Origin of the sequence: Vreelandella olivaria, assembly GCF_023507745.1 — a bacterium.
Classification (GTDB): domain Bacteria; phylum Pseudomonadota; class Gammaproteobacteria; order Pseudomonadales; family Halomonadaceae; genus Vreelandella; species Vreelandella olivaria_A.
Window position 1 is genome coordinate 16,368 of sequence record NZ_JALPZO010000127.1, and the last position, 22,479, is coordinate 38,846.

Below are 22,479 nucleotides of genomic sequence, written 5' to 3' on the forward strand. Positions count from 1 at the left end.
ACTGTTTACCGCTAAAGAGGATGTAACATGCCAGTTGTGAATATTCAGATGTTTGATGGCCGTGACGATGCCAAACCGGCCATTGCCAAAGCCGTCACCGATGCGATTGCTCTGCATGGTAAGGTCGACCCACAATACGTTTATGTCATTTTCAATGACGTCAGTATGGAAAACTGGGCAATTTCTGGTGAGATCTTTGCCGAAACGCTTAAAAAATCAAGCTAATACACTCACCCGTTCACTCGCCCCATTATCCACCTTAAAGCGAGCTGCTATCGGTTTTAAACAAACATCTCGACTGCCATTTGGATAAAGTTATCGAGCACAGGGGATACTTCACCCGCACGCCATGCCAGCCATAGCGGCATATCGCAGGTAGTTAACTCCTCCAGTTCAATAAAGCGGACACCGGGCGTGGGATGACTACTGCTGGCGGCTGGCACAATCGCCACCCCCAGCCCTGCCGATATCATACTAAGAATCGTGATGTTATCAGCGCCATACTGCACCACACGGGGTTCAAAGTTTAGACGTGCAAAATGTGCCACCATACGGTCATAATAAACCGGTGACACACTACGATACCCCCATATAAATTCGGTCTCAGCTAGATCCACTAAGCGCCTGGGTGGTGACTGTACCCAAGACGACGAAGCAGGAACGGCGAGCACAAGGTGGTCGCGCTGTAGTAAGCGTGCCTCAATTCCTGACGGCACATGATCATCGTGATAGAGAATACCGGCATCAAGCCCCCCCTGTTGCAGCTTTTCCAACTGCGGCCCGGAGAGCAACGTAAAAACATCCAGCGCCACTTGTGGGTAGCGTTCACGATAACCTCTCATCAGCTTGGCAACTTCAGGCACCCATAAGTGAGTGACGGTGACCCCAAGGCTTAGTTTGCCTGTTTGGCCACTGCCAAGCGCTAGTAGGCGCGCTTTGATATCCACCCGTTCGTCGAGTAGCCGGGTAGCCTCGCTATAAAGCATCCGCCCCGCTACCGTCAAGCGAACGCCGCGGGCATGTCGGTCCAGCAGCGGCGTGCCCAGCCCCTCCTCCAGCAGTTGCATCTGCCGGGTTAGTGCTGGCTGTGCAATATGCACACGTCGGCTGGCAGCGGAAATCGACCCTGTCTCTACAACGGCAACAAAGTACTCAAGCTGACGAAACTCCATGGGCTTAGTAAGACCTCGAATGAATTCGCGTACGCTTGGGCGCGGAGACACTATTTCACCCGTCAGCCCCTGATCACCCTACAAAATCCATACCAATATGATATGGATAGCATCAAAAATCTATATTTCTGGTATCCCCCTGCTTGTTTCATAGTGAATGAACAACTCATTACAAGACTCGCTACGGCGAGCAGGAAACTCTATGAACAAGACTTACCACCTGTTAGTGGGGCTGCACTTTACGCTGTGCACCCTGGCAATGATCTGGCCCGGTGCTTTAATCGCCAATCGTATCGAACCCACGGTGCTCGGGCTTCCCTTTCTGTTCTTTTGGTACATCCTATGGATGCTGGTGCTGTTCGTCGGCATGTGGGTGGCCTACGTGATCCGCCACGGAGGTGGTCGCCATGAGTGATTCGTTGATCATCATCGGCATCACCCTGACCTATCTCATCCTGGTGCTGTGGGTGGGCCTGCGTGCCCGCGGCCAGCAGAGTTCAAGTCTCGAAGGCTATGTGGCAGGCGGGCGCCATGTGGGTGTGGTGATCCTGTTTTTCATCCTCGGTGCCGAGATCTTTTCCGCCTTCGCCTTTCTGGGAGCGCCGGGCTGGAGCTATCAGCACGGCGCACCCGCCTTCTATATCCTGGCCTATCTATCGCTGATACCCATCACTATTTGGGCCATGGGCCCACGGGTTTCGGAACTGGGGCGTCAGAAAGGCTACCTGACCCAGGGCGATATGATCGCCGACCACTACCAGAGCAAGCCCTTAGGCATCCTTGCCGGGGTAATCGGTGTGCTGGCTCTGGTGCCCTACCTGACCATTCAGATCGCCGGCGCCGGGCTACTGTTCCAGGCCGCCACCGACGGTTTGATTCCGTTCTGGCTTGGTGCGTTGCTGGCCTTCGTGGTGGTTGCTGCCTATGTATTCTGCAGCGGCCTTAACGGTATCGGCTGGACCAACCTAATCCAGGGCATCATGATGATCTCCATCGCCTGGTTCCTTGGCCTGTCGATCTCCGGGCGGCTCTACGGTGGGGTCGGCGAGATGTTCAGCCAGATCCAGCTGACCATGCCCGAATACCTCACTATGCCTGGCGCTACTGGCATGAACTGGGGCTACTTCAGCACTGCGGTACTGGTCAGTGCCTTCGGCGGCGCTATGTGGCCACACCTGTTCATGAAGTTTTACTCGGCTGATAGCGGTAAAACCCTGCGTAAAGTCAGCGTCTTTTACCCACTCTATGCTTATCTGCTGGTGCCATTGCTGTTCATCGGCTTCGCCGGGGTGCTGGTGTTTGCTGACGACCCACTAACGCGTGCCGACACCGTGCTGCTGCGTATGGTGATGGACGTAGCCAACTTCTCGCCCTGGGTCATCGGCCTGATGCTCTCTGGCGCACTGGCAGCGGCCATGTCTACCGGCGCCAATCTGGCGCACACTGCGGCCATCGTATTGGTACGCGATGTGGTCGGCCCCACCATGATGAAGGGCGCCAGCGAGAAGGCAGTCGTCAGCGCCACCCGCTGGAGCGTACTGGGGCTTTCGCTGATCGCCTACCTGTTCGCGCTGGCCAATCCCGCCTCGCTGGTACTGCTGTTGCTGGGTGCCTACGGGCTGATTGTGCAGCTTTTCCCTATGGTGATTGGCGCACTGTTTATGCCTCAATTGCGGCGGGCCAGCGTCATGGCTGGCGCACTGGCGGGCAGCCTTGCCTATCTATTGCTGGAATTTGCTTTCAGCTCCCCACTCGGCTGGCATGCCGGCATCTGGGCGATGCTGCTCAATATCGGCGTTGTGGCGGCCTATCAGTGGTTCTCCAAACCTGTACTCACCCCATCCACTCCACGATAAGCCCCAGGAGTCAGCATGACGATGCTATCCCCCCCTCTGGCACTTAAGAGCCTCTTAAGTGCACAGGTAACCGCAGCATTCGACACCACCCGGTCGCTCTACCAGGAACTTCACCAATACCCTGAACTGCCTTTTCAGGAGCACCGCACCAGCGCGCTGCTCGCCACAGCCCTTGGCGAGCACGGCTACGATGTCACCACAGGTGTCGGCGGCACAGGCGTTGTGGCACTGCTTTACAACGGCGAAGGCCCTACCGTCATGCTGCGTGGTGACATGGATGCGCTGCCCATCAAGGAAGCAACTGGGCTGGATTTTGCCAGCCGTGAAACGGCTACGACAGCGGATGGCAATGAGGTGCCGATGATGCACGCCTGTGGGCACGATCTGCATAGTAGTTGTATTGTGGGCACGGCGGCTGTCATGGCAGGGCTTAAAGAACACTGGTCCGGTACACTGATGCTTATCTGCCAACCAGCGGAAGAAATTTTTGGCGGCGCAAAAGCAATGCTCGATAGCGGCCTCTATAAGCGTTTCCCCCGCCCCGACGTCATCCTTGGCCAACACAATCTGCCTGCCCTTGCAGGCACCATTGGCCACCGCGATGGCAGTGTGATGTCGGCCTGCACCAACCTTGCCGTGACCATTCACGGCAATGGTGGCCACGGTTCCATGCCCGCCCAAACGATAGACCCGGTGGTGATTGCCGCCCATGTCGTTACCCGCCTGCAGAGCATCGTTGCCAGGGAAGTACCGCCGGAGGACACCGTAGTAGTGACCGTTGGCAAGCTCCACGCAGGTACCCAGGCCAATATTATTCCTCACTCGGCAGAGCTTGAGATCAATATTCGCAGCTTTGATAATGCACTGCACCGCCAAGTGGTCACGTCTATTGAGCGTATTATCCGAGCTGAGTGCGAAGCGGGCCGCACGCCCAAGCCACCAGAGATTCGGGTGCTCAATGAAACCATTGCCCTGCACAACGATCCTGCGGCGGTTGAGCGTGTGCGCCGCGCCCACGCCGAGCACTTTGGTGATGCCAACCTCTACGCCATGCCACGACTTAATGCCAGTGAGGACTTCCCGCTGCTCGGTAACGCTGCAGCAGGCGGTTTTGACGGCGAGGATATTCCCTGCGTTTACTGGTTTATTGGCGCCACCCCTGCCGAGCGTTGGGCTCAGACACCAGGCGACAATGTTGCTCAGAAAATGCGCCATCTTGAAATGCCGCACTCGCCCTACTACTACCCCGGCAACGACGTCACACTGCGCACCGGCATTGAAGCGATGACCACCGGCGCACTGGCTTACTTAGACTAGCGCTAGTCGTCGCCGTCACACGCGCCTGAAACGTCCCTGCATCTACTTAACTGCTCAACCGGCCAGCGACTCTGCTGCCAACTGATAAGAGCGGCAACGCGCCACGGGGTCATGGATGCGGGCATCAATAATCACCTCATCCGCCTGGGTCAGCTCAATGAAGTGGCGTAGCCAGTCGCCGACCTGGCGGGTGTCGCCCACTGCCGAATAGGCCATTGCCTGTTTCAGGCCACGCCGCTCGACCTCGGAAATCCGCTGCAGATAGCCTTCCTGGGGCCGGGGCAGCGGGCCGGGCCGCCCCTGGTGCAGCAGGTTGACCCAGTGGAAATGCGAACTGGCCTGAAACTGGGCCTCCTGCTCGGTATCGGCGACGATGACATTGGCGCCGACGATGACGTAGGGCGTGTCCAGCACCGCGGAGGGCTGGAAATTTGACCGGTAGTGGGCCACGGCCTGCTGCAAGAAATGCGGGGCGAAGTGCGAGGCAAAGGAGTAGGGCAGGCCAAGCCTGGCTGCCAGATCGGCACTGTACATGCTCGATCCCAGCAGCCAGAGAGGCACCTTGTGGTTGCCGGGAATGCCGCGCACCGGCTGGCGGCCGTTATCCAGCAGATAGTCCGCAAGCTGGCCGATATCCTGCTCGAAATCCCGCTCCGAGGCATCGCCGCGCAGGGCACGGATGCTGGGGCCGGCGGCGCCTGCCGCGCGCCCTAGCCCCAGGTCGATCCGCCCGGGATAGAGCGTGTCCAGTGTCGCGAACTGCTCCGCTACCATCAGCGGCGAATGGTTGGGTAGCATGATCCCCCCAGCGCCGACCCGCAGGCGGCGGGTGGCCGCGGCCAGGTGGGAGACCAGCAGGGTGGTGGCCGAGGAGGCGATGCCCGGCAGGTCGTGGTGTTCGGCAATCCAGTAACGCTGCAGGCCATGCTGTTCCACATGGCGGGCCAGCATGACGGCTTCGTTCAGGGTGTCGGCGAAGGTCTTGCCTTCGCCGATCATCATCAGGTCAAGTACCGATAGCGTAGCCAAGGGTGACTCCTTCAGAGGTGTATGCCGCGCAGCACCTCAGCCGCCGCGGCTCATGGGTTCATGGATGCAGAAATGCACACTGGATCAGGTTCGGGGCTCGATCTCCGCCCAGTGCGGGCGGATCTGCAGACGCGCGTCGATGGCGCGCATGGTGGCCAGGCAGCGCTGCAACTTGAGGTAGATATCACCCCCGTAGTCCCAGCCGAGGATACCAATCCTGCCGGTATAACCTATGCGGTTCAGCGCGGCGACCACGGCGAAGTTGTCCAGCTCACCCCGGTCGACCGGTTCCATGGTCGCGACGCCGCCCCAGCCGAGCGGTGACAGGGCACTCCCAGAGAGATCCACCTGCATCAGCCAGGGTTCGATCGCCTCCAGGCGTTGTTCCAATTGCCCTTCCTGGCTGGCATACCAATGGTAGCCATTGAAGAACATGCCCAATCGAGGATGGTTGAAGTACTCGCACAGGCGCTGCACCTCGTAGGTAGTCTGTGTGACATGCCGAAGGTGCGGGTACAGGGCCAGGCGCAGACCACGGCGCTCTATGATCGGCAACAGCGATTCGATGCTGCGCAGGATGCCATCGATGCCATTGACCGTGGTCTGAATGGCCAACTCGATCAGCTCCACCCCCTCGACGGTCTCGATGATGTCACGCAGCACCGCATCGTTACGCCCCTCGTGTAGCACCAGATAGAGCCCAGCAATGTCCAGACCATGTTGTGCCTTAACCCCAGGCAGCAGCGACAGGTCGGTGAACGGCGTACCGCCCCAGGCCGAGACGGTAATACCGTCGTAACCGAGTTCGGCGAGCATTTCGCACTGCGACTGGAACTGGTACACGCCCATGGAGTTATAGAAGAACGAGTCCAGCGCATGGATGGCATGTGTCATGATGTCTCCTGGCGGTGGCTCAGTAAGGCAGCGGGGTCATGATGGCCCACTCGGGGTGGGCCGCCAGGCGGCGCTCCATGGAACGGAAGGCGGTGTGCGAGCGTTGCAGGTTGCCATACACATCGCCGCCCATGCTCTCCCAGCCCAGCACCCCATAGCGCCCGGTGTAGCCGCGCTGCTCCAGCGCGCCGAGCAGGACGAAGTTATCCAGCTCGCCTTCATCCAGCGGTTCGATGGTGGCCAGCTCACCCCAGCCCAGTGGCGACAGGCGTGCACCGGCGATATTGACCTGGCGCAGCCATGGCCAGAGCGCATCGAGGCGTTGCTCCAGCGCCTTTTCCTGCATGGCATACCAGTGGTAACCGTTGAACACGATGCCCAGGTTCGGGTGGTCGAATTCCTGGCACAGAGCGGCCGCCTCGCTGGTAGTCTGCATGCCGTAGCGCCCATGGGGGTACAGCGCGATGTCGATGCCCCGGCGCTCAGCGATCGGCAGCAGCGCTGCGAGCATCCGCCGGTCCGCATCCGTGACCCGGTCGCCGGAGTGCAGGGCCAGCTCGATACTGCTGCAGCCTTCGATGGACTCGAAGATATTGGTGACGAAGGTTTCCAAACCCTGACGGTAGATCAGGTAGATCGCCCCCACGTCCAATCCCCACCGCGACTTCACCTGCGGCAGCGACGTAAGCTCCTTGCTCCAGGCCGATACGGTCAGCCCCTGGTAGCCCAGTTCGGCCAGCATCTCGCACTGCACGGCCAGCGGGTAGGTGCCCAGCTTGGTCTGGAAAATGAAATCCATATGATGCAATGATCGGTTCACGCGCTTGCTCCGGGGGCATGGCTGGGAAACAGCGGCAGCAGATGCTCGCCAAGTTCGTCGATCACTTCCGCCGCGGGACGCCGCTGCGGCTTGAAGTGCAGGGCGACGTGGGAAACGCCCTGCTCCTGCTGGCGCAGCCATAGCTCACGCAATGCGTTGCGACCCGCACGCAGCACGCGGCCGGGCTGCAGTGGCGCGTTTGGGTCCCGGTCCAGGTCAAACATGGTGCCGTAGCCATAGGGTGTGAATACACCGGGCGGGCAGGCCGCGCGCCACTGGTCGAGGATTGCCGGGATGCGCTGCGGGTTGGCGATATAGGAAATGATTCCGTCGCTGTGCTGAGCCGTCCACTCGTGCGTCTGCCCGGCATGGCCGATGATGATGGTCGGCAACCGTGTGGCCGCCAGCTTGGGCACCATCTCCAAGCCACCAGTTAGCTCCCCGTAGAACCGCGAGGCATGCACCGGCCAGTGCTGTTCGGTGACCGCACGGATGATGCCCAGCGCATCACGGAAACGCTCGGCACGGTTGTCGAAATCCACGCCGAAAGCGGGGTACTCCACCGGCCGGTCGCCGGTGGCCAGCCCCATCAGGAAGCGTCCGCCCAGCAGTTGGTCCACGCTGGCGGCCTGCTTGGCGACGATCAACGGATCGCGCAGCGGCAACACGATGCCCGCCGTGCCGATGGCCACGCGTCGGGTGACTGCCGCGAGAAAACCCGCATAGGCCAAGGGATCCAGCACCTGGCCCACATCGCCAAAGTTGGGATCATAGAAGGGCACATCACGCAGCCAGATTGCCGAAAAGTCGGCCTCGTCGACCTTGCGGGCCATCTCGACATGGTCGCTCAGGGTCGGCCCAACGGTATCCGGGTAGCTTTCCAATGGCGCGATAAAGCCAAAGGTCAGGTGGCCGGGTCGAAACACCCGGGCATAACCGGCGTGCTGGGCCAGTTCGGGGGGAAGAGCGGCAGAAGTCGCCATCAGCGCCTCGCAAGTAGGAAAATGTCCGGCCACCTGGGGAGGGAGCCGTTATATCGGGATGCGAGTACTGTAAAGAGTCCTCGTCAGGAGAAAAATAGGCTAGTATTCAAAACATAAAGGAATATTATTCATCAATAGAAAGAGGAGCCGCCATGGCCATGGACTACTTCGGTGCGCTGGGCGCCTTCGTGCAATCCGCCGAGACCCGAAGCTTTACCGAGGCTGGGCGTCGGCTGGGCATTTCCTCTTCTGCGGTCGGCAAGGCGATCGCGCGTCTGGAAGAGGAGTTGGGTGCGCGCCTGTTTCATCGCTCAACCCGCTCCATCACCCTGACCGCTGAAGGCGAGCTGTTCCTGGCGCGTTGTCAGCGCATTCTGACCGAATTCGATACCGCCAGGGCAGAATTAAGCGAAGCTGGCGCCACGCCACAGGGCAAGTTGCGGGTGGGCCTGCCGCACATCGGCGAACACTTTATGCACCACCTGACCGCTTTCCAGCAGGCATTTCCCAATATTGAACTTGAGATGAGTTTCACTGACCGCCTGGTCAATGTGATTGAGGAGGGTTTCGATGCGGTGATACGCATCGGTGAGCTCAGCGACTCCCGGCTGACCATGCGGCAACTCCGCGGCTACCGGCACCACCTGGTGGCCGCGCCAGCCTATCTGGCCCAGCACGGCATGCCCTTGCGCCCCGAGGAACTGACCTCCCACGTCTGCCTGCGCTACCGTTTCCCCTCCAGTGGCAAACTGGCAACGTGGCCGTTGGAAACCCTGAATCCAGAAACGCCAGGGGAGTCTGCCGCCATCGAGCTTCCCCAATCCGTGATCGCCGATGGGACCGGGCCCTTGCAGGCCATGGCCGAGGCAGGCGTTGGCATTGCCCTGCTGCCGGACTTCGCCATTACCGACGCGCTCTTGCACGGGCGCCTGGTCAGTGTGCTGACAGAGCACGTCCAGGATCACCGCCGCATCTGCATCCTGTGGCCCTCCAGCCGCCAACCGCTACCCAAGATCAAAGCATTTGTGGACTTTATGGTGGCTCGGCTTGGGGCTCCTGACGACATAGAAGGTTTCTATCACCCAAAAATACTAAACTAAAGTTTCACCCTTAGCAGCCGTTAGTAATTGTTGACCGATTGTTCAGAGGTGGCGTATCCCCCTGATGATACGCCCCAGCCAAGGGTAACCAATATGAATAAACTTACGATAGCCCAGAAGCTGTTGTGCTGTATTAGCGTATGTATGCTGCTGATTGTAGGCGGCTCCACAATCGTCCAATATCGGCTGTTTAGTGGCCTTGTTACTGAGCGGGTCACAGCGGAAGAGCTGCCCGCAACACTGTACAGCATCCGTAACGATATCGATGCAACCCTGACGGGGCCAATTACCATTGCCCAGAGCCTGGCCCACAACCCGTATCTACAGGCCTGGCTGTCTGAAGGGGAGCCAGAGGAAGAGACCACAAAGGCAGTAGCCTACTTTCAGGACATCCAACAGCGTACCGGTGCCAGTATCGTCTTCTATGTATCGGCACACAGCGGTAACTACTATACGGCGAACGGCATCGAGCGCACATTAAGCCGTGAACACGACCACTGGTTCTACAATCTGGTAGATGCCAGAGATGGTGATGCTTACCAGTTGAATGTTGATGATGAAGGCGGCCAGATCCAGGTATTCATCAACTATATAATCGAAGCTGATGGAGAGCGGGCAGGCGTCGCCGGTGTCGGCTACTCGTTGGATACCATGGCGGAGACGATACGCAGTTACCGGCTGGGGGAGAGTGGCAGCATATTCCTGGCCAGCCGTGACGGCACCATTAGCATTCACCCAGAAGGGGCCGCCAGGGTAGGAGAGCCTGTCGCGAACCTTCCAGGCTGGGAACCTATTGCGGCTGAGCTGATAAGTGGCGAAGGCTATCGCCATGCAATTACACGGGACGCCCAGGGGGCCGAGCAACTGGTGGCCGCCATCGAGGTGCCTGGCACCGAGTGGATCGTATTTGCCCAGATTCCCCATGATGAGCTGTTTGCAGACCTCAATAGCGCTGTGCTGCTGGTTGTGGTGATCGTGGCACTGATCCTGGTGGCAAGCCTGGCGGTCATCGCCTTACTGCTGAAAACCCTGTTCCGACCGATACGACGCACGACCCATGCCATGCGGGAAATTGCCGAGGGCGAGGGCGACTTGACGCTGCGCCTGCCAGTGGAAGGCCGGGACGAGAGTAGCGAGCTGGCTACCCAGTTCAATGCCTTTGCCGACAAGATGCACGATGTGCTGACACAGGTGCGAAGCAGCAGTGATTCGGTCCGCCTGGCTGCACAGGAAATCGCCAGCGGTGGCCAGGACATGTCGCAACGCACTGACCAGGCCGCGTCCAGCCTTCAACAGACCTCGGCCTCCATGGAAGAGATTAACAGCACCGTGGCTAATACCTCCGCTGCCTCACAAGAAGCCAATGCACTCTCCCAGGCCGCATCAGACCTGACACAACAGACCGCCAGCAAGGTCGAGCACGTCATATCAACGATGGGCGAAATCCAGGACACATCCATCCGTGTTGGCGATATAGTTAAGGTGATGGATAGCATTGCGTTTCAGACCAACCTGCTGGCACTGAACGCATCAGTCGAGGCAGCACGCGCTGGAGAGAGTGGTAGAGGCTTTGCCGTGGTGGCTAGCGAGGTGCGCCAGCTGGCCACACGCAGTGCAGCAGCTTCGCGTGACATACGCCAGCTCATTGAGGCATCGAGTGAGAAAGTGCAACGTGGTACGCATCTGGTGCGCGAGACCGGCGACGCCATGCAAGAACTCATGGCAGGGGTAGGACGAGTGGTCTCCATGTTGGGAGAGATCAGTCATGCCGCCAGTGAACAGAGCGACGGTATCGGCCAGGTCAACATTGCCGTGGCAGAACTCGACAGGATGACCCAGCAGAATGCCGCTCTGGCGGAAGAGTCTACCACGGCTGCCGAACAACTGCGTGAGCAGGCCGACCGATTAGCCGATATGGTAGGCCGCTTTAAGCTGAACCATGACTCAACGCCGCTGCAGATCTCAGCGCAGCCCTCCTGAATACTCATATGACGTTTAATAAATGCTAAAGCCCAAGAATCGTACGCGCCTGCTGCCAGGTAGCCACCGGGCGTTGGTACTTCTCACATAACGCCACGGTGCGCTCGACAAGCGCAGCATTGGAGGGCGCCAGCGTATCGCGATCCAAGCGCACATTATCCTCAAGCCCAGTGCGAGTGTGGCCACCAGCAGCGATCGACCACTCGTTGAGCAAGTATTGGTTAGCGCCGATGCCCGCACCGCACCACTGGGCATCTGGTGCCAGCCGCTTGAGCGTTTCGATATAAAAATCAAACGTTGGCTTGTCCGCGGGCATGGAATTTTTAACACCCATCACAAACTGCACGTAGAGCGGCGCCTTTAGCTTACCCTGCTTCGAAAGACTCACCGCTTGGTGGATATGCGACAAATCAAACGCTTCGATTTCAGGCTTAACGCCGTAGTTGAGCATCTCATCGGCAAGCCACTCCACCAGTTCGGGCGGATTCTCGTACACACGATTGGGGAAGTTATTGGAACCCACCGAAAGACTGGCCATATCAGGCTTGAGTGGCAACATTCCGCCGCGTGCCTCCCCTGCACCGGAACGCCCACCGGTAGACAGCTGAATAATCATTCCGGGGCAGTACTTTTTCAGCCCTTCCATCAGGCGGCCAAACTTCTCCGGGTCCGAGGAAGGCGTTTGATCATCGTTGCGTACGTGACAGTGGGCGATACTTGCGCCAGCCTCGAAAGCTGCATGAGTACTTTCAATCTGCTCTGCAACCGTGATGGGCACAGCAGGGTTGTTCTCTTTGCGCGGTAGGCTGCCAGTAATGGCGACACAGATCATACAGGGCTGAGACATAGCCACCTCTCTTGTTCTTATTGCGAACATTAATTTGTATAACGAACAAAATAGGCCGAATATCTACCAGCGTCAACTCTGAACCGCCGTCAACCGACGTCGATAGCCCCGCCTCCTAGCGCTGCTTCGGTACGCCATTGATTGCTAACAAGAGTGGCGATGGCATTGAGAGTAAGCTGATCTGCCATCAGGCCCATCGCGTCTTAAAACGCCATACCCTGCGTTTTATTTCCTGGTGCTTCCTTGAATCCTCCACCGATTGCCTGCATATCATGAAATAACCCTTTTCATGATATGCAGAGTCCACCGATGTCGATTATTGATCCCCGCACTGGCAATCCGCTCACCGCGGAACCTGCTAACACCGGCAGTGCCCAGACAGGTGCTGAACGCCCTGCTGTGACACCTGAAGACGTTATTATTGAGCTCAATGCTGGCAATATTCAGCAGGTGCTGGAAGCCTCGATGCAGGTTCCGGTGTTACTGGACTGCTGGGCTCCCTGGTGTGAGCCATGCAAAAACCTGATGCCGGTGCTGGAGAAACTGGCAGTTGAATATGCAGGCGCGTTCCTGCTGGCAAAACTGGATGTAGAAGCCAACCCGGAAATTTCAGGCCAGTTGGGGGTACGCTCGGTACCCGATGTAAAACTGGTCAGCCAGGGGGGCCTGGTCGACAGCTTCCAGGGCGCGCTGCCAGAAAAAGAGGTGCGGGAGTGGCTCAATCGCTATTTCCCGGCTCCCGGCGATGCGCCTCCCAGCCCGGAAGAACAGGCAGAAGAAGCGCTCAATACTGGCGATGCAGCAGGCGCACGGGAAATTTATCAAACGTTGATCGGCCAATACCCCGAGCATTATAGCTACCAGGTCGGTCTCGCCAGGGCGCTGGTAGCCGAAGGCCGTGGTGACGAAGCGCGTAGCGTGCTGGACAACCTCCCCCCCGAAGAACGTGATGCAGCGCCAGCCCGTGGGGTACGTGCCAGTATTGAGTTTAGTGAACAGGCACTTTCCAATGAGGAGATCGCAGCACTGGGTGATCGCAACGACAGCGAAGCACAGTATCAGCGCGCACTGCGCCAAGTGGCGGATGGTCAGTACGATGCCGGTTTAGAGGCTCTGTTGGCACTGATGAAACAGGACCGCGCCTATAACGATGATGCAGCCCGTAAAACGTTGCTGCAGGTGTTCGACGCCCTGGGGATCGACCACCCGCTCACGGTTACCTATCGGCGTAAGTTATTTGCTCTGCTCTACTGAGTCATCACGCTTTCAATAACACATCCATCCTCGCCAACGCCGCTTCCAATTGGGAAGCGGTAGTACCAAAGTTCAGCCGCACAAACCCTGGGCAGCCAAACGCTTCGCCATCGGAGAGAGCAACGCCTGCGCGCTCAAGCAGCACTTGAGCTGGCGATGCTCCCAGTCCAGCCTCACGCATATCCAACCATGCCAAATAGGTCGATTCAGGGGCGCTTAGCGAAACTCCAGGCCATAAGGCAACCCGCGCCTCCAGCGTAGCTCGATGGCCGCGCAGCACCTCCAGCAGTGCCTGCCGCCAAGGCTCACCTTCTTTGTAAGCTGCTTCGGCGGCCACCAGCCCCAGCACATTACCATCGGGTAGAAACCCTTTGGTAGCCGCTACAAAACGTTTACGTAGCGCCGCATCAGGGATCACCGCACAGGCACTGGTCAGCCCAGCCAGGTTAAAGGTTTTGGAGGGTGCCCATAACGTTATTGTCCGCTTAGCCAGTTCTGGAAACATGGCAGCCAAGGGACGGTGACGCGCGCCCTGGTCTAATAAAAGATCGCAATGCAGCTCGTCTGACACGACCCACAGATCATGGCGCTCAACCAATGCTGCCAACTGGGCAAGTTCATCCTCACTCCATACTCTTCCCGTTGGATTGTGAGGGTGGCACCATAAAAGTAAACGTGTTTGCGGCGTAATGGCGTCTTCCAATGCCTCTATATCCAGTTGCCAGGGCTCGCCAGGGGCTGAAGACTCAGCTAACATCGCCTGCTGCGCCAACCGCCCCGTACGCTCAGCAACGGCTAAGAACGGCGGATAAATCGGGGCAATGGTAAGCACCCCTTCACCCGGCTCGGTCAGCACCATTGCTGCGAAATGCAGTGCAGGCACCACCCCTGGCAACCATTGCTGCCACTCCGGCTCAATGTGCCAGTCATAATGGTAGGCACTCCACTGGCACAGGGTTTCTGTTAACGTAGCGGGTACCTCGCCGTAACCGTAAACACCGTGGGCGACCCGAGCGCTCAGAGCCTCTATTACGGCAGGTGGAGAGCGAAAATCCATATCGGCTACCCATAGCGGTAGTACGTTAGCATCATACCGATGCCATTTTTGCGATGCGTAGCCACCTTCCGGGTGGCGCCGCTCAATGGGCGTGGCAAAATCAAACGCCATAACTGATCTCACTTATATTCCTGGGAGTAGCTACCGAGCATGCCGCAAGATGACTTTTATACCAAGATGCGCGTTGGACTATCAGCGCTGCTAAGGCAGTGGCGCGCACTCGGCCAGGCGGATGCTGATCAGCTAGCGTTGATTTTGGCCGAAACCGCCCGCGTGGCAAAGTTGGGCACCCCCGACGCCACGCCAAGTGGAGCGCTGCTGGATCAGTGGAGCCAGGAAGAGAGTGGAGACATTCCACTATGGGCACCACGCACGGCCGTTTTTTTACTTAACCAGATGCCCGCCCGCCCTACTCCGCAAAGCGATGCTGAAGCCTGCGCCTGGGCATATTGCTGGCTGCGCAACCGCTCCTTTGACTCATTGCAGGCCGCCAACGATGCTCTACCTGCCCACTTACAAGCACCACTGTCAGATGCCTTGGAAGCGGCCTGGCGTGACCAGCAAGGGCTGAGGCTCGTATAAGCCAGCAAACCACGTGCCAGCACGGAGTACTGCCTTACCACTTGACCAAGCGTTTGCTTGAGGTGATTCTGGACCTCTAACAGCTAATAATAAGGACAATCCTATGTTTACCCGTACGATTGAGCCCGCATTTTACGACACTGATGCACTGGGCCATATCAACAACACCCGCTTACCCGCATGGTTTGAGCTTGCTCGTAACGACTTGTTTAAGTTATTTACGCCAGACCTCAATCCCAAACAGTGGCGTTTGATTATGGCACGCATGGAAATCGACTACCGCGCTGAACTATTTTATGGGCACGATATCGAAATACGCACGTATCTAACGCGTTTAGGCAACAGCTCTTTTACGGTCACCCAAGAGGCCCGCCAGCACGGCAAACTCACCAACCTTGGCCACACCACCATGGTGCAGTACGACCACGAGGCCAAGTGTGCCGTGCCTGTCGAAGGCAAGTTACGCGATGCACTATCAGCGCATCTGCATAACGCGCCGGAGCCTGCCTAACCTCCACACCCCACCGTGCCACGGGGCGCAGGAAGCACACTATGGCAATCCGTTACAATCTTTGGATAGACCCTGACAATACGGCACAACATCGCGCCGTAGAGACCGATTTGGAGCGTTTTTTTATGGAGCGCTTCGCAGACTATCCCCATATCCGCTTGTTCGGTGCCGACCCCTACGATTATGATGCTCCGTTCAACCGACTATACGATGTACTAATGGCACGAGCCGCTGAATACTGTGAGCGGACGTGGTGCTATGTAGCATCTCCTGAACAGCTGAATCGCTGCTTTTTTCGTGCCGTTGGCCGCTCAAATAAATTTATTCAAGATGACCGCAAGTGAGAAACCAACGCAATGGTAATTCGTACCGACCAAGCCCCCGACGAGCATCAGCTGACCATTATTACCCAACAGCTTGGGCGAGCTCCCCGCGGTATTGAAGCCGTCGCCGCCACCGATGCAAAAGGCACTCCGCTGGTCTTACGCATGGCGCCCATTGTAGATGGCAAACCATTCCCCACCCTTTATTGGCTCTGCTCCGACATCCTGAAAATCGAGATCTCGCGCATTGAAGCTGTTGGTGTTATCAAGTTGCTGGAGCAGCGGCTGCAGGAGGAGCCTAATTTGCTTGAGGCCTATCAACAAAGCCACCGCGACTATGTAAAAGCGCGCTGGGATTATATGACGAGCACCCAGCGCGAAGAAGTTGCCAAACTTGGCTACACCGATGTACTCACCGAACGTGGTGTTGGCGGCATTAGCAACTGGCAACAGGTGCGCTGCTTACACACCCAGTACGCACATCATCTGTGCGGCAATAACGTCATTGGACAGTGGATGGATGAGCATTACCAGGTTGAACGCTGCCTGGCTTGATTCCCCCGACCTTCAGACAACTCCTGACTATAAGGATGCCATTATTATGTCGCGAATTTGTGTTTACCTCGGTTCACGGGAAGGAAACAACCCCGCATTCCGTCAGGCTGCCATTACATTGGGCGCTACATTGGCAGCACGGGGACACACACTCGTTTACGGTGGAGCACGTATTGGCTTAATGGGCGAACTGGCCAATGCAGCACTTAACGCAGGTGGTAAGGTAATTGGCGTGATGCCAGACCACCTGGTTGAACGGGAGCAGGCTCACTTTGGCCTGACCGAGCTTATTCGTGTTCCCAATATGCATGAGCGCAAAGCATCCATGGCCGCGAATGCGGATGCCTTTATTGCCCTGCCTGGTGGCATTGGCACCTTTGAAGAGCTATTTGAAATCTGGACCTGGGGGTACTTGGGCTTACATGAAAAACCGATGGGCCTGCTGGATACAGAGGGTTTCTACTCCCCCCTGCTCACATTTCTTGACAGCACCGTCAGCTACGGCTTTCTGGCCCAGGCAACCCGCGACATGTTGATGGATGCCCCAACACCCACCCAACTATTGGACGCGCTGGAAATACAGCTGGCATAAATGAGGCATTTAGACACCTGAAACTAGGGTTGGTACGAAAAGTCGCTGAGCGAAGATCAGGCAAGGCAAAAACCAGCGAGAAAACGGAGTTTACGGGGTGTAAATGAGTATTTTGAGCTTATTTTTAACGCAGTATGATCGAGCGCAAGTAGTTTTCGTACAAAGCCTAGGGTTTCGTGAGCAGCAGGGTACGCTGATAGGTAAGCTGCAACAGGCGTGCATCTTCGCCCGCCCGGTGGCGGTGGATACCACGTTCGGCCATCACCGCTTCCTTGGTATCACTCCAAAGGGCCTGCTGCTCTTCACTTAATAAAATACGCAGTGCCTCTAGCCGAAAACGCGGCAGCAGACCTGCATGGTGGAAGAGCAACGATAGCCATGTATTGTCGTATCCCCAGCTATCACTATACGCCTTACCCAGCTCTCTGAGCTCATCATTAAGCCAGTGCGCCACCTGCCGAACCGGATAGCCCTCCTGGAGCAGACGCTCCCGTGAGATCCCATGTAACAGTTCCGCTTTGGGGTCCCAATGGGTCCACTCGTCCATAGGCTGAATAAGAAACGCGCAGCAGCTACCATCGGCACGTGCAAGGCCAACTTCTATCGGGTAGCTGCCACGCCCAAATCCGGACGCTTCAATATCTAGCACTGTAGGTAGCGTCTCGGACACTGACTTCCTCATTTACTCATCTTCATAACTATCCAGCAGCCAATGCAGCCCGTGGCTGGCGGTCAGCCATACGTTGCCAGTAAGCTGCCTGCTCGCTATCCACCGCCAGACCTAACTCACCCAGCAGGTAAGCGCGGGCGAGCCTTTCAGCCGCCAGAAAGTGCCCTGACTGGGCGGCCCGTGCATACCAGGTGATCGCATAATCTTCACGGCGCGGATACTGGGCACAGCCGTGCTCATGAATTTGCGCGGCCTGGTACTGCGACTTTACATCGCCGGCCTGGGCGGCTTCCAACACGTAGCGCGCGCCACGCGCTTTATCCTGGGGAGATACACTGCGATGGAATAACATGTGTCCATAGACAGAGAGTGCATCAGGGTGCCCAGCTTCCGCACAGCGCTTAAATAATCGCATGGTTAAACGCTGAGTGCGTGGTGAACGCGGCAGTAACCAGCGCGTATGAAACAGCTGTTCGGCCAGACGAAATTCAAGCCGAGTAAACAAAGATGATGCCTGCGGCATGGCAAACTACCCTGCCTATCTGTTGAGACTTTTGGCTAGCACTCATGTCACTTCATTGACGGCTAACCAGACGATAAACCAGCGATTGGCCGGCCGATGGGCTGGCAAGCATACGCCTGCTTTTACGCTGACTCAACCCTGTTGATTTGCTGGTTTGGTGGACCCTCGCTAACATGCCTTTCACACGCTGGTTTTTATGGCGATGATAACGGCTTATCCTGAGGCAATTTCGCCTTACCAAGGAGATGACAATGCAAACCCGCCCACTTGGCAGAACCGGGATGGAGGTCAGCCGACTCTGCTTAGGCACGATGACGTTTGGCGAACAAAACAGCGAAACGGATGCACACGAGCAACTGGACCGCGCGGTAGCTTTCGGCATTAACTTTATCGACACCGCTGAAATGTATCCGGTTCCTCCGAAGGCAGAGACGCAAGGTTTAACAGAAACGTATATTGGAAGCTGGTTAAAGGCACGTGGCGATCGTAACGATGTAATTATCGCCACGAAAGCAGCAGGCCCCGGACTGGACCATATACGCGGTGGCCCGCGCATGACCCGCGATCATCTGCATCAGGCAGTTGAGACCAGCCTTGCCCGGCTTAAAACAGATTATATCGACCTATATCAGCTGCATTGGCCAGACCGCAAAACCAACTTTTTTGGCAAGCTGGGTTATACCCACGAAGAAGAGGATGATGCCACTCCACTCGAAGAGACACTCTCGGCACTAAAGGAGCTGGTTGATGCCGGAAAAATTCGCGCCATTGGTCTGTCTAATGAGACCCCCTGGGGCGTTATGCGCATGTTGCAGCTATCTGACCAGCTTAATCTTCCAAGGGTCGCATCGGTTCAAAACCCCTATAACCTACTGAACCGCACTTTTGAGGTAGGCCTGGCTGAAATTGCCCACCGTGAGGACGTTGGTTTACTTGCCTACTCTCCTCTGGGGTTCGGCGTGTTATCAGGTAAATACCTGAATGGCGCCCAGCCTCCTCAAGGTCGTTTGACGCTTTACGAACGCTTCAAACGCTACACATCACCACAAGCAGAAGCGGCAACACAAGCCTACGTTGCGCTTGCCAAAGAGCATGACCTGGACCCGGCACAAATGGCCCTCGCCTTTGTGAACTCCCGAAGTTTTCTCACCAGCAATATCATTGGTGCGACAACTATGGATCAATTGGAAAGCAACCTGGCCAGCGAGAGTCTAAAGCTTGATGAAGACGTATTAACCGCCATTGACGACATTCATCGTCGTATGCCGAACCCCTGCCCCTAATAGAGTGGCCAGTCGCCAGAATGTATCGCTATTAGCCCGATAGCCTCGGCCTTTGCCGAGGCTTGGTATACTAGGCTCCAACCACCTCGCCTACGCTTAGTGTGGGCTTATGTTTCTTAATTTGCCAGGTTCCCAGGAGCACGCCATGCTGAGCGTTATCTCCCCAGCCAAAACGCTGGACTTTGAAACCCCTTCCACCACAGATCAGGTGACTCAACCGGATTTTCTGGATCAAAGCGCACCGCTGGTCGAGATTTTGCGCGGCTACTCACCTCAGCAACTGAGTGATTTGATGGGTATTAGCGATAAACTGGCAGGCTTAAACGCCGCCCGCTTTGCTGATTGGCACCCCCCCTTCTCTCTCAACAATGCAAAGCCTGCGGTGCAAGCTTTCCAGGGTGATGTTTATACCGGGCTTGAAGCAGACACATTCAGCGAGGCCGATAACCAGTTTGCCCAGCAACACCTGCGCATTCTATCCGGCCTTTACGGTTTGCTACGCCCCCTGGACCTCATTCAGGCATACCGGCTGGAAATGGGCACCAAGCTCGCCAACCAGGCAGGCAACGATCTTTATGCGTACTGGAAACCCACACTTACCAACGCACTCAATCAAGCCATTGCAGATAGTGGCTCCAAGGTATTGGTAAACTTGGCCTCAAATGAGTACTTCAAGGCAATTGATGCGAAGAAGCTCAATGCGCAAGTCATCACCCCCGTCTTTAAAGATGAAAAGAATGGCGCCTTTAAGATCATCAGTTTCTACGCCAAAAAAGCGCGTGGTCTGATGAGCGCCTGGATTATTAAGCAGAAAATTAACGAACCTGATCAGCTCAAAGCATTTGACGTTGCCGGTTATCGGTTCGATGCAGCGGCATCCCAGGGAGATACCCTGGTATTTATACGCAAAGAGTCCGATCGTTAACGCGACATGCTATTCGCGCTAAAAAAACGATACAGAGCGCGTAGACCGTGGCTTCAGAAAGCGCTGATGCACCTCTTTGAACATTGGCGTATCGCAACGGTGTAGCCACTCATAGGCCACCATATCGGCAGTGACCGATACGGCCCCGTGCATGCAGGCACGCTCACGGGCGAGGCGGGCTTCTGCTTGCCGCCGGCTGGCTGTTGCCTCACTAAGCCAGAAAACGTTATACCCGGCTTCCAGCAAGCCAAGCGCACTCTGCAGCACACAGATATGCGCTTCGGTCCCACATATGACGATCTGGCGCAGCGCCAGGGCTTTTAATGCCCGCACAAAGGCCGATTCCTCCATAATACTGAAGTGATGCTTTTGCCAGACGTGGTGTCTACCTAGTGCATTGAACAGCGCGGGCTCTGTAGCACCCAGCTTTTCAGGATACTGCTCCGTTAGCCATACAGGTATTGATAGCGCCTCAGCAACACCAGCCAGCCAGGCGGCTTCCTCTACCGCCTGCTGCCCGCCATGAATGACGGGCAACAGACCCGCCTGAAAATCGACCATTAAAAGTAAACTGCGATGAGCTTGTAAACGCACGTTTTCACCCTATTTTTGTCTGAGTTATTAACCTCAGCATAGCCCCCTTTCACCATTTAAACGCTAGAATAGCCACTTAACAATTTCCTACGGGCCTACCCCTGGCCCACGCACTTAACCATTACTTAGTAACGGGAGAACAAAATGTTGCGACAGTTTTTTGTCATGCTACTGGTCAGCGTTATGGGGATCAGTGCAGCGGTAGAGTATGCCGAGGCACGCCGCATGGGCGGTGGCGGCAGTATGGGTAGTATGTCACGCTCAGCAGACCGCCCCGCCAGCACCCCAGCCCAACAGCAGCAGGCACAAAGTGCCCAACAAGGCCAAGCAAGTGCTGCGGCAGCACGTCGAGGTGGTATGGGAGGTATGATGGGAGGCCTGCTTGCAGGTGGCTTACTTGCCGCCCTCTTCTTTGGCGGAGCGTTTGATGAGCTGCGCATTATGGACTTGCTCGTTATAGCGGGGGTTGCCGCTCTGGCGATTTTCGCCTTCCGGGCATTTATGCGGCAGCGTCGACCCTCTCATGCAGAATCGTCAGGCTCTCAACGTGAGCAGCACTCTCCGGGAGTGGCACCACCCAACTTCGCTACACCTGGCAGCTTGGCTGGTAGCATGCAGGGTACGCCTGAATGGTTCGATAAAGAGCGCTTTTTAAATGGTGCCAAAGAGCACTTCATAACGCTCCAGCGCGCCTGGGATAATAATGATTTCAGCCAGATCCAGGAGTACGTTACGCCAGAGCTTTATAATCTGCTTCGCCAGGAACGCGCAGAGCACCCTGCCAATAACCGCACCGAAACAGTCCGCCTGTTTGCCGAACTTGGCGACGTCAATGAATACGACAGCCATGCTGAAGCAACCGTCATCTTCCATGGCCTTCTAGAAGAGAACGGTGAACAGACTGAGTTCAACGAAACATGGCATTTAACGCGTGCAATGCGTGATGAAGCACCCTGGTATCTGCAAGGCATTGAGCAGAACCCCAGCGCTTAAGCCATAGTATTTTGATACTATATAATGCACAACAGCCGCTTAATTAGCGGCTGGCACAAAATCCATTGCCTAGCGATGCAATCCTTATGGCTTAATTCTCAGCGGCCTCTTCAATATTCTCGCCCAACTCTTCAATGCTTTCCCCGGCACTTTGCATGCTGTCGTCAATGCTTTCGCCAGCTTCTTCAGCAGGACCCTGGTTATCACAAGCAACCAAACCGCCAAGCATCATCGCCATTAGCAATGCTGCGGCTAATTTTTTAATCAACTGTGTCGTCATATCGCCTCTCCTCCTGAGATAGTGCTTCATGATACGTACCTCATCATACTAAATGTTAAGCTCCCTGGAAGCCACCAAACTGCACAACCTATTGTTATTTAATTTATTAAAACGTGCGTTCCAAGGTAATAGGTTAATAATTCAGCATTTCCATATCAGCAAGGTACATCAAAAAAAATCCCCCTGGGCGCATGCCCAGAGGGATTTTTAGTATAAGTGCCTGACGATGACCTACTCTCACATGGGGAGACCCCACACTACCATCGGCGCTAAGCGGTTTCACTGCTGAGTTCGGCATGGAATCAGGTGGTTCACGCTCGCTATGGTCGTCAGGCGTTC

At 56.6% G+C, this 22,479-nt stretch carries 26 protein-coding genes and 1 rRNA gene; 15 read left to right on the top strand and 12 right to left on the bottom strand.

Annotated features, from left to right (window positions below):
- Window positions 1-27: 27 nt before the first annotated feature.
- On the top strand, window positions 28-225 hold the full coding sequence (locus HP566_RS14900; RefSeq protein WP_249978067.1) for a tautomerase family protein: 198 nt from the start codon (window positions 28-30) through the stop codon (window positions 223-225).
- 56 nt (window positions 226-281) lie between these two features.
- Here HP566_RS14900 and HP566_RS14905 read toward each other — a convergent pair whose 3' ends face one another.
- Window positions 282-1,223 carry a LysR family transcriptional regulator gene (locus HP566_RS14905; RefSeq protein ID WP_249978068.1) on the bottom strand — a complete coding sequence of 314 codons (942 nt, stop codon included), beginning with the start codon at window positions 1,221-1,223 and terminating at the stop codon, window positions 282-284.
- Between the two features lie 151 nt (window positions 1,224-1,374).
- On the opposite strand from HP566_RS14905, the gene HP566_RS14910 reads away from it, so the two are divergent.
- Genes HP566_RS14910 through HP566_RS14920 form a run of 3 tightly spaced genes read left to right on the top strand, consistent with a single transcriptional unit; the run spans window position 1,375 to window position 4,345 of the window.
- Window positions 1,375-1,587 (top strand): DUF3311 domain-containing protein, encoded by a 213-nt coding sequence (locus HP566_RS14910; RefSeq protein ID WP_249978069.1) that lies wholly within the window; start codon window positions 1,375-1,377, stop codon window positions 1,585-1,587.
- A complete protein-coding gene (locus HP566_RS14915; protein WP_249978070.1) occupies window positions 1,580-3,028 on the top strand; it encodes a sodium:solute symporter family protein in 1,449 nt (482 codons plus the stop codon). Before HP566_RS14910 ends, HP566_RS14915 begins: the two co-directional genes overlap by 8 nt.
- 15 nt (window positions 3,029-3,043) lie before the next feature.
- Window positions 3,044-4,345: an amidohydrolase gene (locus HP566_RS14920; RefSeq protein ID WP_249978071.1), complete on the top strand. Its 1,302-nt coding sequence runs from the start codon at window positions 3,044-3,046 to the stop codon at window positions 4,343-4,345.
- 54 nt (window positions 4,346-4,399) lie between these two features.
- Here HP566_RS14920 and HP566_RS14925 read toward each other — a convergent pair whose 3' ends face one another.
- From HP566_RS14925 to HP566_RS14940, 4 genes are all read right to left on the bottom strand, one after another.
- A complete protein-coding gene (locus tag HP566_RS14925; protein WP_284041499.1) occupies window positions 4,400-5,374 on the bottom strand; it encodes an LLM class flavin-dependent oxidoreductase in 975 nt (324 codons plus the stop codon).
- 84 nt (window positions 5,375-5,458) lie between these two features.
- Complete coding sequence (locus HP566_RS14930) at window positions 5,459-6,268, bottom strand: TIM barrel protein (RefSeq protein WP_249978072.1); 810 nt, start codon at window positions 6,266-6,268, stop codon at window positions 5,459-5,461.
- 19 nt (window positions 6,269-6,287) lie between these two features.
- Complete coding sequence (locus HP566_RS21765; protein ID WP_249978073.1) at window positions 6,288-7,088, bottom strand: sugar phosphate isomerase/epimerase family protein; 801 nt, start codon at window positions 7,086-7,088, stop codon at window positions 6,288-6,290.
- Window positions 7,085-8,071 (bottom strand): LLM class oxidoreductase, encoded by a 987-nt coding sequence (locus HP566_RS14940; RefSeq protein WP_249978074.1) that lies wholly within the window; start codon window positions 8,069-8,071, stop codon window positions 7,085-7,087. Before HP566_RS14940 ends, HP566_RS21765 begins: the two co-directional genes overlap by 4 nt.
- A 152-nt stretch (window positions 8,072-8,223) precedes the next feature.
- On the opposite strand from HP566_RS14940, the gene HP566_RS14945 reads away from it, so the two are divergent.
- Entirely contained in the window at window positions 8,224-9,171 is a 948-nt protein-coding gene (locus HP566_RS14945) for a LysR family transcriptional regulator (RefSeq protein ID WP_249978075.1), read from the top strand.
- A 93-nt stretch (window positions 9,172-9,264) separates the two neighbouring features.
- Window positions 9,265-11,151, top strand: coding sequence for a methyl-accepting chemotaxis protein (locus tag HP566_RS14950; protein WP_249978076.1), 1,887 nt, complete (start codon window positions 9,265-9,267; stop codon window positions 11,149-11,151).
- 25 nt (window positions 11,152-11,176) lie between these two features.
- Here the strand turns inward: HP566_RS14950 and HP566_RS14955 are convergent, their stop codons facing one another.
- Entirely contained in the window at window positions 11,177-11,998 is an 822-nt protein-coding gene (locus HP566_RS14955; RefSeq protein ID WP_249978077.1) for a 3-keto-5-aminohexanoate cleavage protein, read from the bottom strand.
- Between the two features lie 309 nt (window positions 11,999-12,307).
- Between HP566_RS14955 and HP566_RS14960 the strand changes: the two genes are divergently transcribed.
- Window positions 12,308-13,252 carry a tetratricopeptide repeat protein gene (locus tag HP566_RS14960; RefSeq protein WP_249978078.1) on the top strand — a complete coding sequence of 315 codons (945 nt, stop codon included), beginning with the start codon at window positions 12,308-12,310 and terminating at the stop codon, window positions 13,250-13,252.
- Between the two features lie 4 nt (window positions 13,253-13,256).
- Here the strand turns inward: HP566_RS14960 and HP566_RS14965 are convergent, their stop codons facing one another.
- The gene (locus HP566_RS14965; RefSeq protein WP_249978079.1) at window positions 13,257-14,420 is read right to left on the bottom strand and encodes a MalY/PatB family protein; all 1,164 of its coding nucleotides are present in this window, start codon (window positions 14,418-14,420) and stop codon (window positions 13,257-13,259) included.
- Window positions 14,421-14,459: 39 nt separating this feature from the next.
- On the opposite strand from HP566_RS14965, the gene HP566_RS14970 reads away from it, so the two are divergent.
- The 5 genes from HP566_RS14970 to HP566_RS14990 all read left to right on the top strand — a co-directional run bounded on the left by HP566_RS14970 (window position 14,460) and on the right by HP566_RS14990 (window position 16,872).
- The gene (locus tag HP566_RS14970; RefSeq protein ID WP_249978080.1) at window positions 14,460-14,891 is read left to right on the top strand and encodes a hypothetical protein; all 432 of its coding nucleotides are present in this window, start codon (window positions 14,460-14,462) and stop codon (window positions 14,889-14,891) included.
- A gap of 103 nt (window positions 14,892-14,994) precedes the next feature.
- Window positions 14,995-15,402, top strand: coding sequence for an acyl-CoA thioesterase (locus tag HP566_RS14975; RefSeq protein WP_249978081.1), 408 nt, complete (start codon window positions 14,995-14,997; stop codon window positions 15,400-15,402).
- A 41-nt stretch (window positions 15,403-15,443) separates the two neighbouring features.
- Window positions 15,444-15,746: a hypothetical protein gene (locus HP566_RS14980; protein WP_249978082.1), complete on the top strand. Its 303-nt coding sequence runs from the start codon at window positions 15,444-15,446 to the stop codon at window positions 15,744-15,746.
- Between the two features lie 12 nt (window positions 15,747-15,758).
- Window positions 15,759-16,280, top strand: a complete 522-nt coding sequence (locus HP566_RS14985; RefSeq protein WP_249978083.1) for a DUF501 domain-containing protein — start codon at window positions 15,759-15,761, stop codon at window positions 16,278-16,280.
- A 46-nt stretch (window positions 16,281-16,326) separates the two neighbouring features.
- Window positions 16,327-16,872: a TIGR00730 family Rossman fold protein gene (locus tag HP566_RS14990; RefSeq protein ID WP_249978092.1), complete on the top strand. Its 546-nt coding sequence runs from the start codon at window positions 16,327-16,329 to the stop codon at window positions 16,870-16,872.
- Between the two features lie 166 nt (window positions 16,873-17,038).
- Here the strand turns inward: HP566_RS14990 and HP566_RS14995 are convergent, their stop codons facing one another.
- On the bottom strand, window positions 17,039-17,542 hold the full coding sequence (locus HP566_RS14995; protein WP_249978084.1) for a hypothetical protein: 504 nt from the start codon (window positions 17,540-17,542) through the stop codon (window positions 17,039-17,041).
- A 28-nt stretch (window positions 17,543-17,570) separates the two neighbouring features.
- A complete protein-coding gene (locus HP566_RS15000; RefSeq protein ID WP_249978085.1) occupies window positions 17,571-18,065 on the bottom strand; it encodes a tetratricopeptide repeat protein in 495 nt (164 codons plus the stop codon).
- Between the two features lie 251 nt (window positions 18,066-18,316).
- On the opposite strand from HP566_RS15000, the gene HP566_RS15005 reads away from it, so the two are divergent.
- Entirely contained in the window at window positions 18,317-19,348 is a 1,032-nt protein-coding gene (locus HP566_RS15005) for an NADP(H)-dependent aldo-keto reductase (protein WP_249978086.1), read from the top strand.
- 145 nt (window positions 19,349-19,493) lie between these two features.
- A complete protein-coding gene (gene yaaA, locus HP566_RS15010; RefSeq protein WP_249978087.1) occupies window positions 19,494-20,273 on the top strand; it encodes a peroxide stress protein YaaA in 780 nt (259 codons plus the stop codon).
- An 18-nt stretch (window positions 20,274-20,291) separates the two neighbouring features.
- On the opposite strand, the gene HP566_RS15015 is transcribed toward yaaA, so the two are convergent.
- Window positions 20,292-20,867, bottom strand: coding sequence for an isochorismatase family protein (locus HP566_RS15015; RefSeq protein ID WP_249978088.1), 576 nt, complete (start codon window positions 20,865-20,867; stop codon window positions 20,292-20,294).
- A 144-nt stretch (window positions 20,868-21,011) separates the two neighbouring features.
- On the opposite strand from HP566_RS15015, the gene HP566_RS15020 reads away from it, so the two are divergent.
- Window positions 21,012-21,860, top strand: coding sequence for a Tim44 domain-containing protein (locus HP566_RS15020; protein ID WP_249978089.1), 849 nt, complete (start codon window positions 21,012-21,014; stop codon window positions 21,858-21,860).
- 91 nt (window positions 21,861-21,951) lie between these two features.
- Here the strand turns inward: HP566_RS15020 and HP566_RS15025 are convergent, their stop codons facing one another.
- The gene (locus HP566_RS15025) at window positions 21,952-22,140 is read right to left on the bottom strand and encodes a hypothetical protein (protein ID WP_249978090.1); all 189 of its coding nucleotides are present in this window, start codon (window positions 22,138-22,140) and stop codon (window positions 21,952-21,954) included.
- A gap of 218 nt (window positions 22,141-22,358) precedes the next feature.
- Window positions 22,359-22,474, bottom strand: a 5S ribosomal RNA gene (gene rrf, locus HP566_RS15030).
- Window positions 22,475-22,479: the final 5 nt, after the last annotated feature.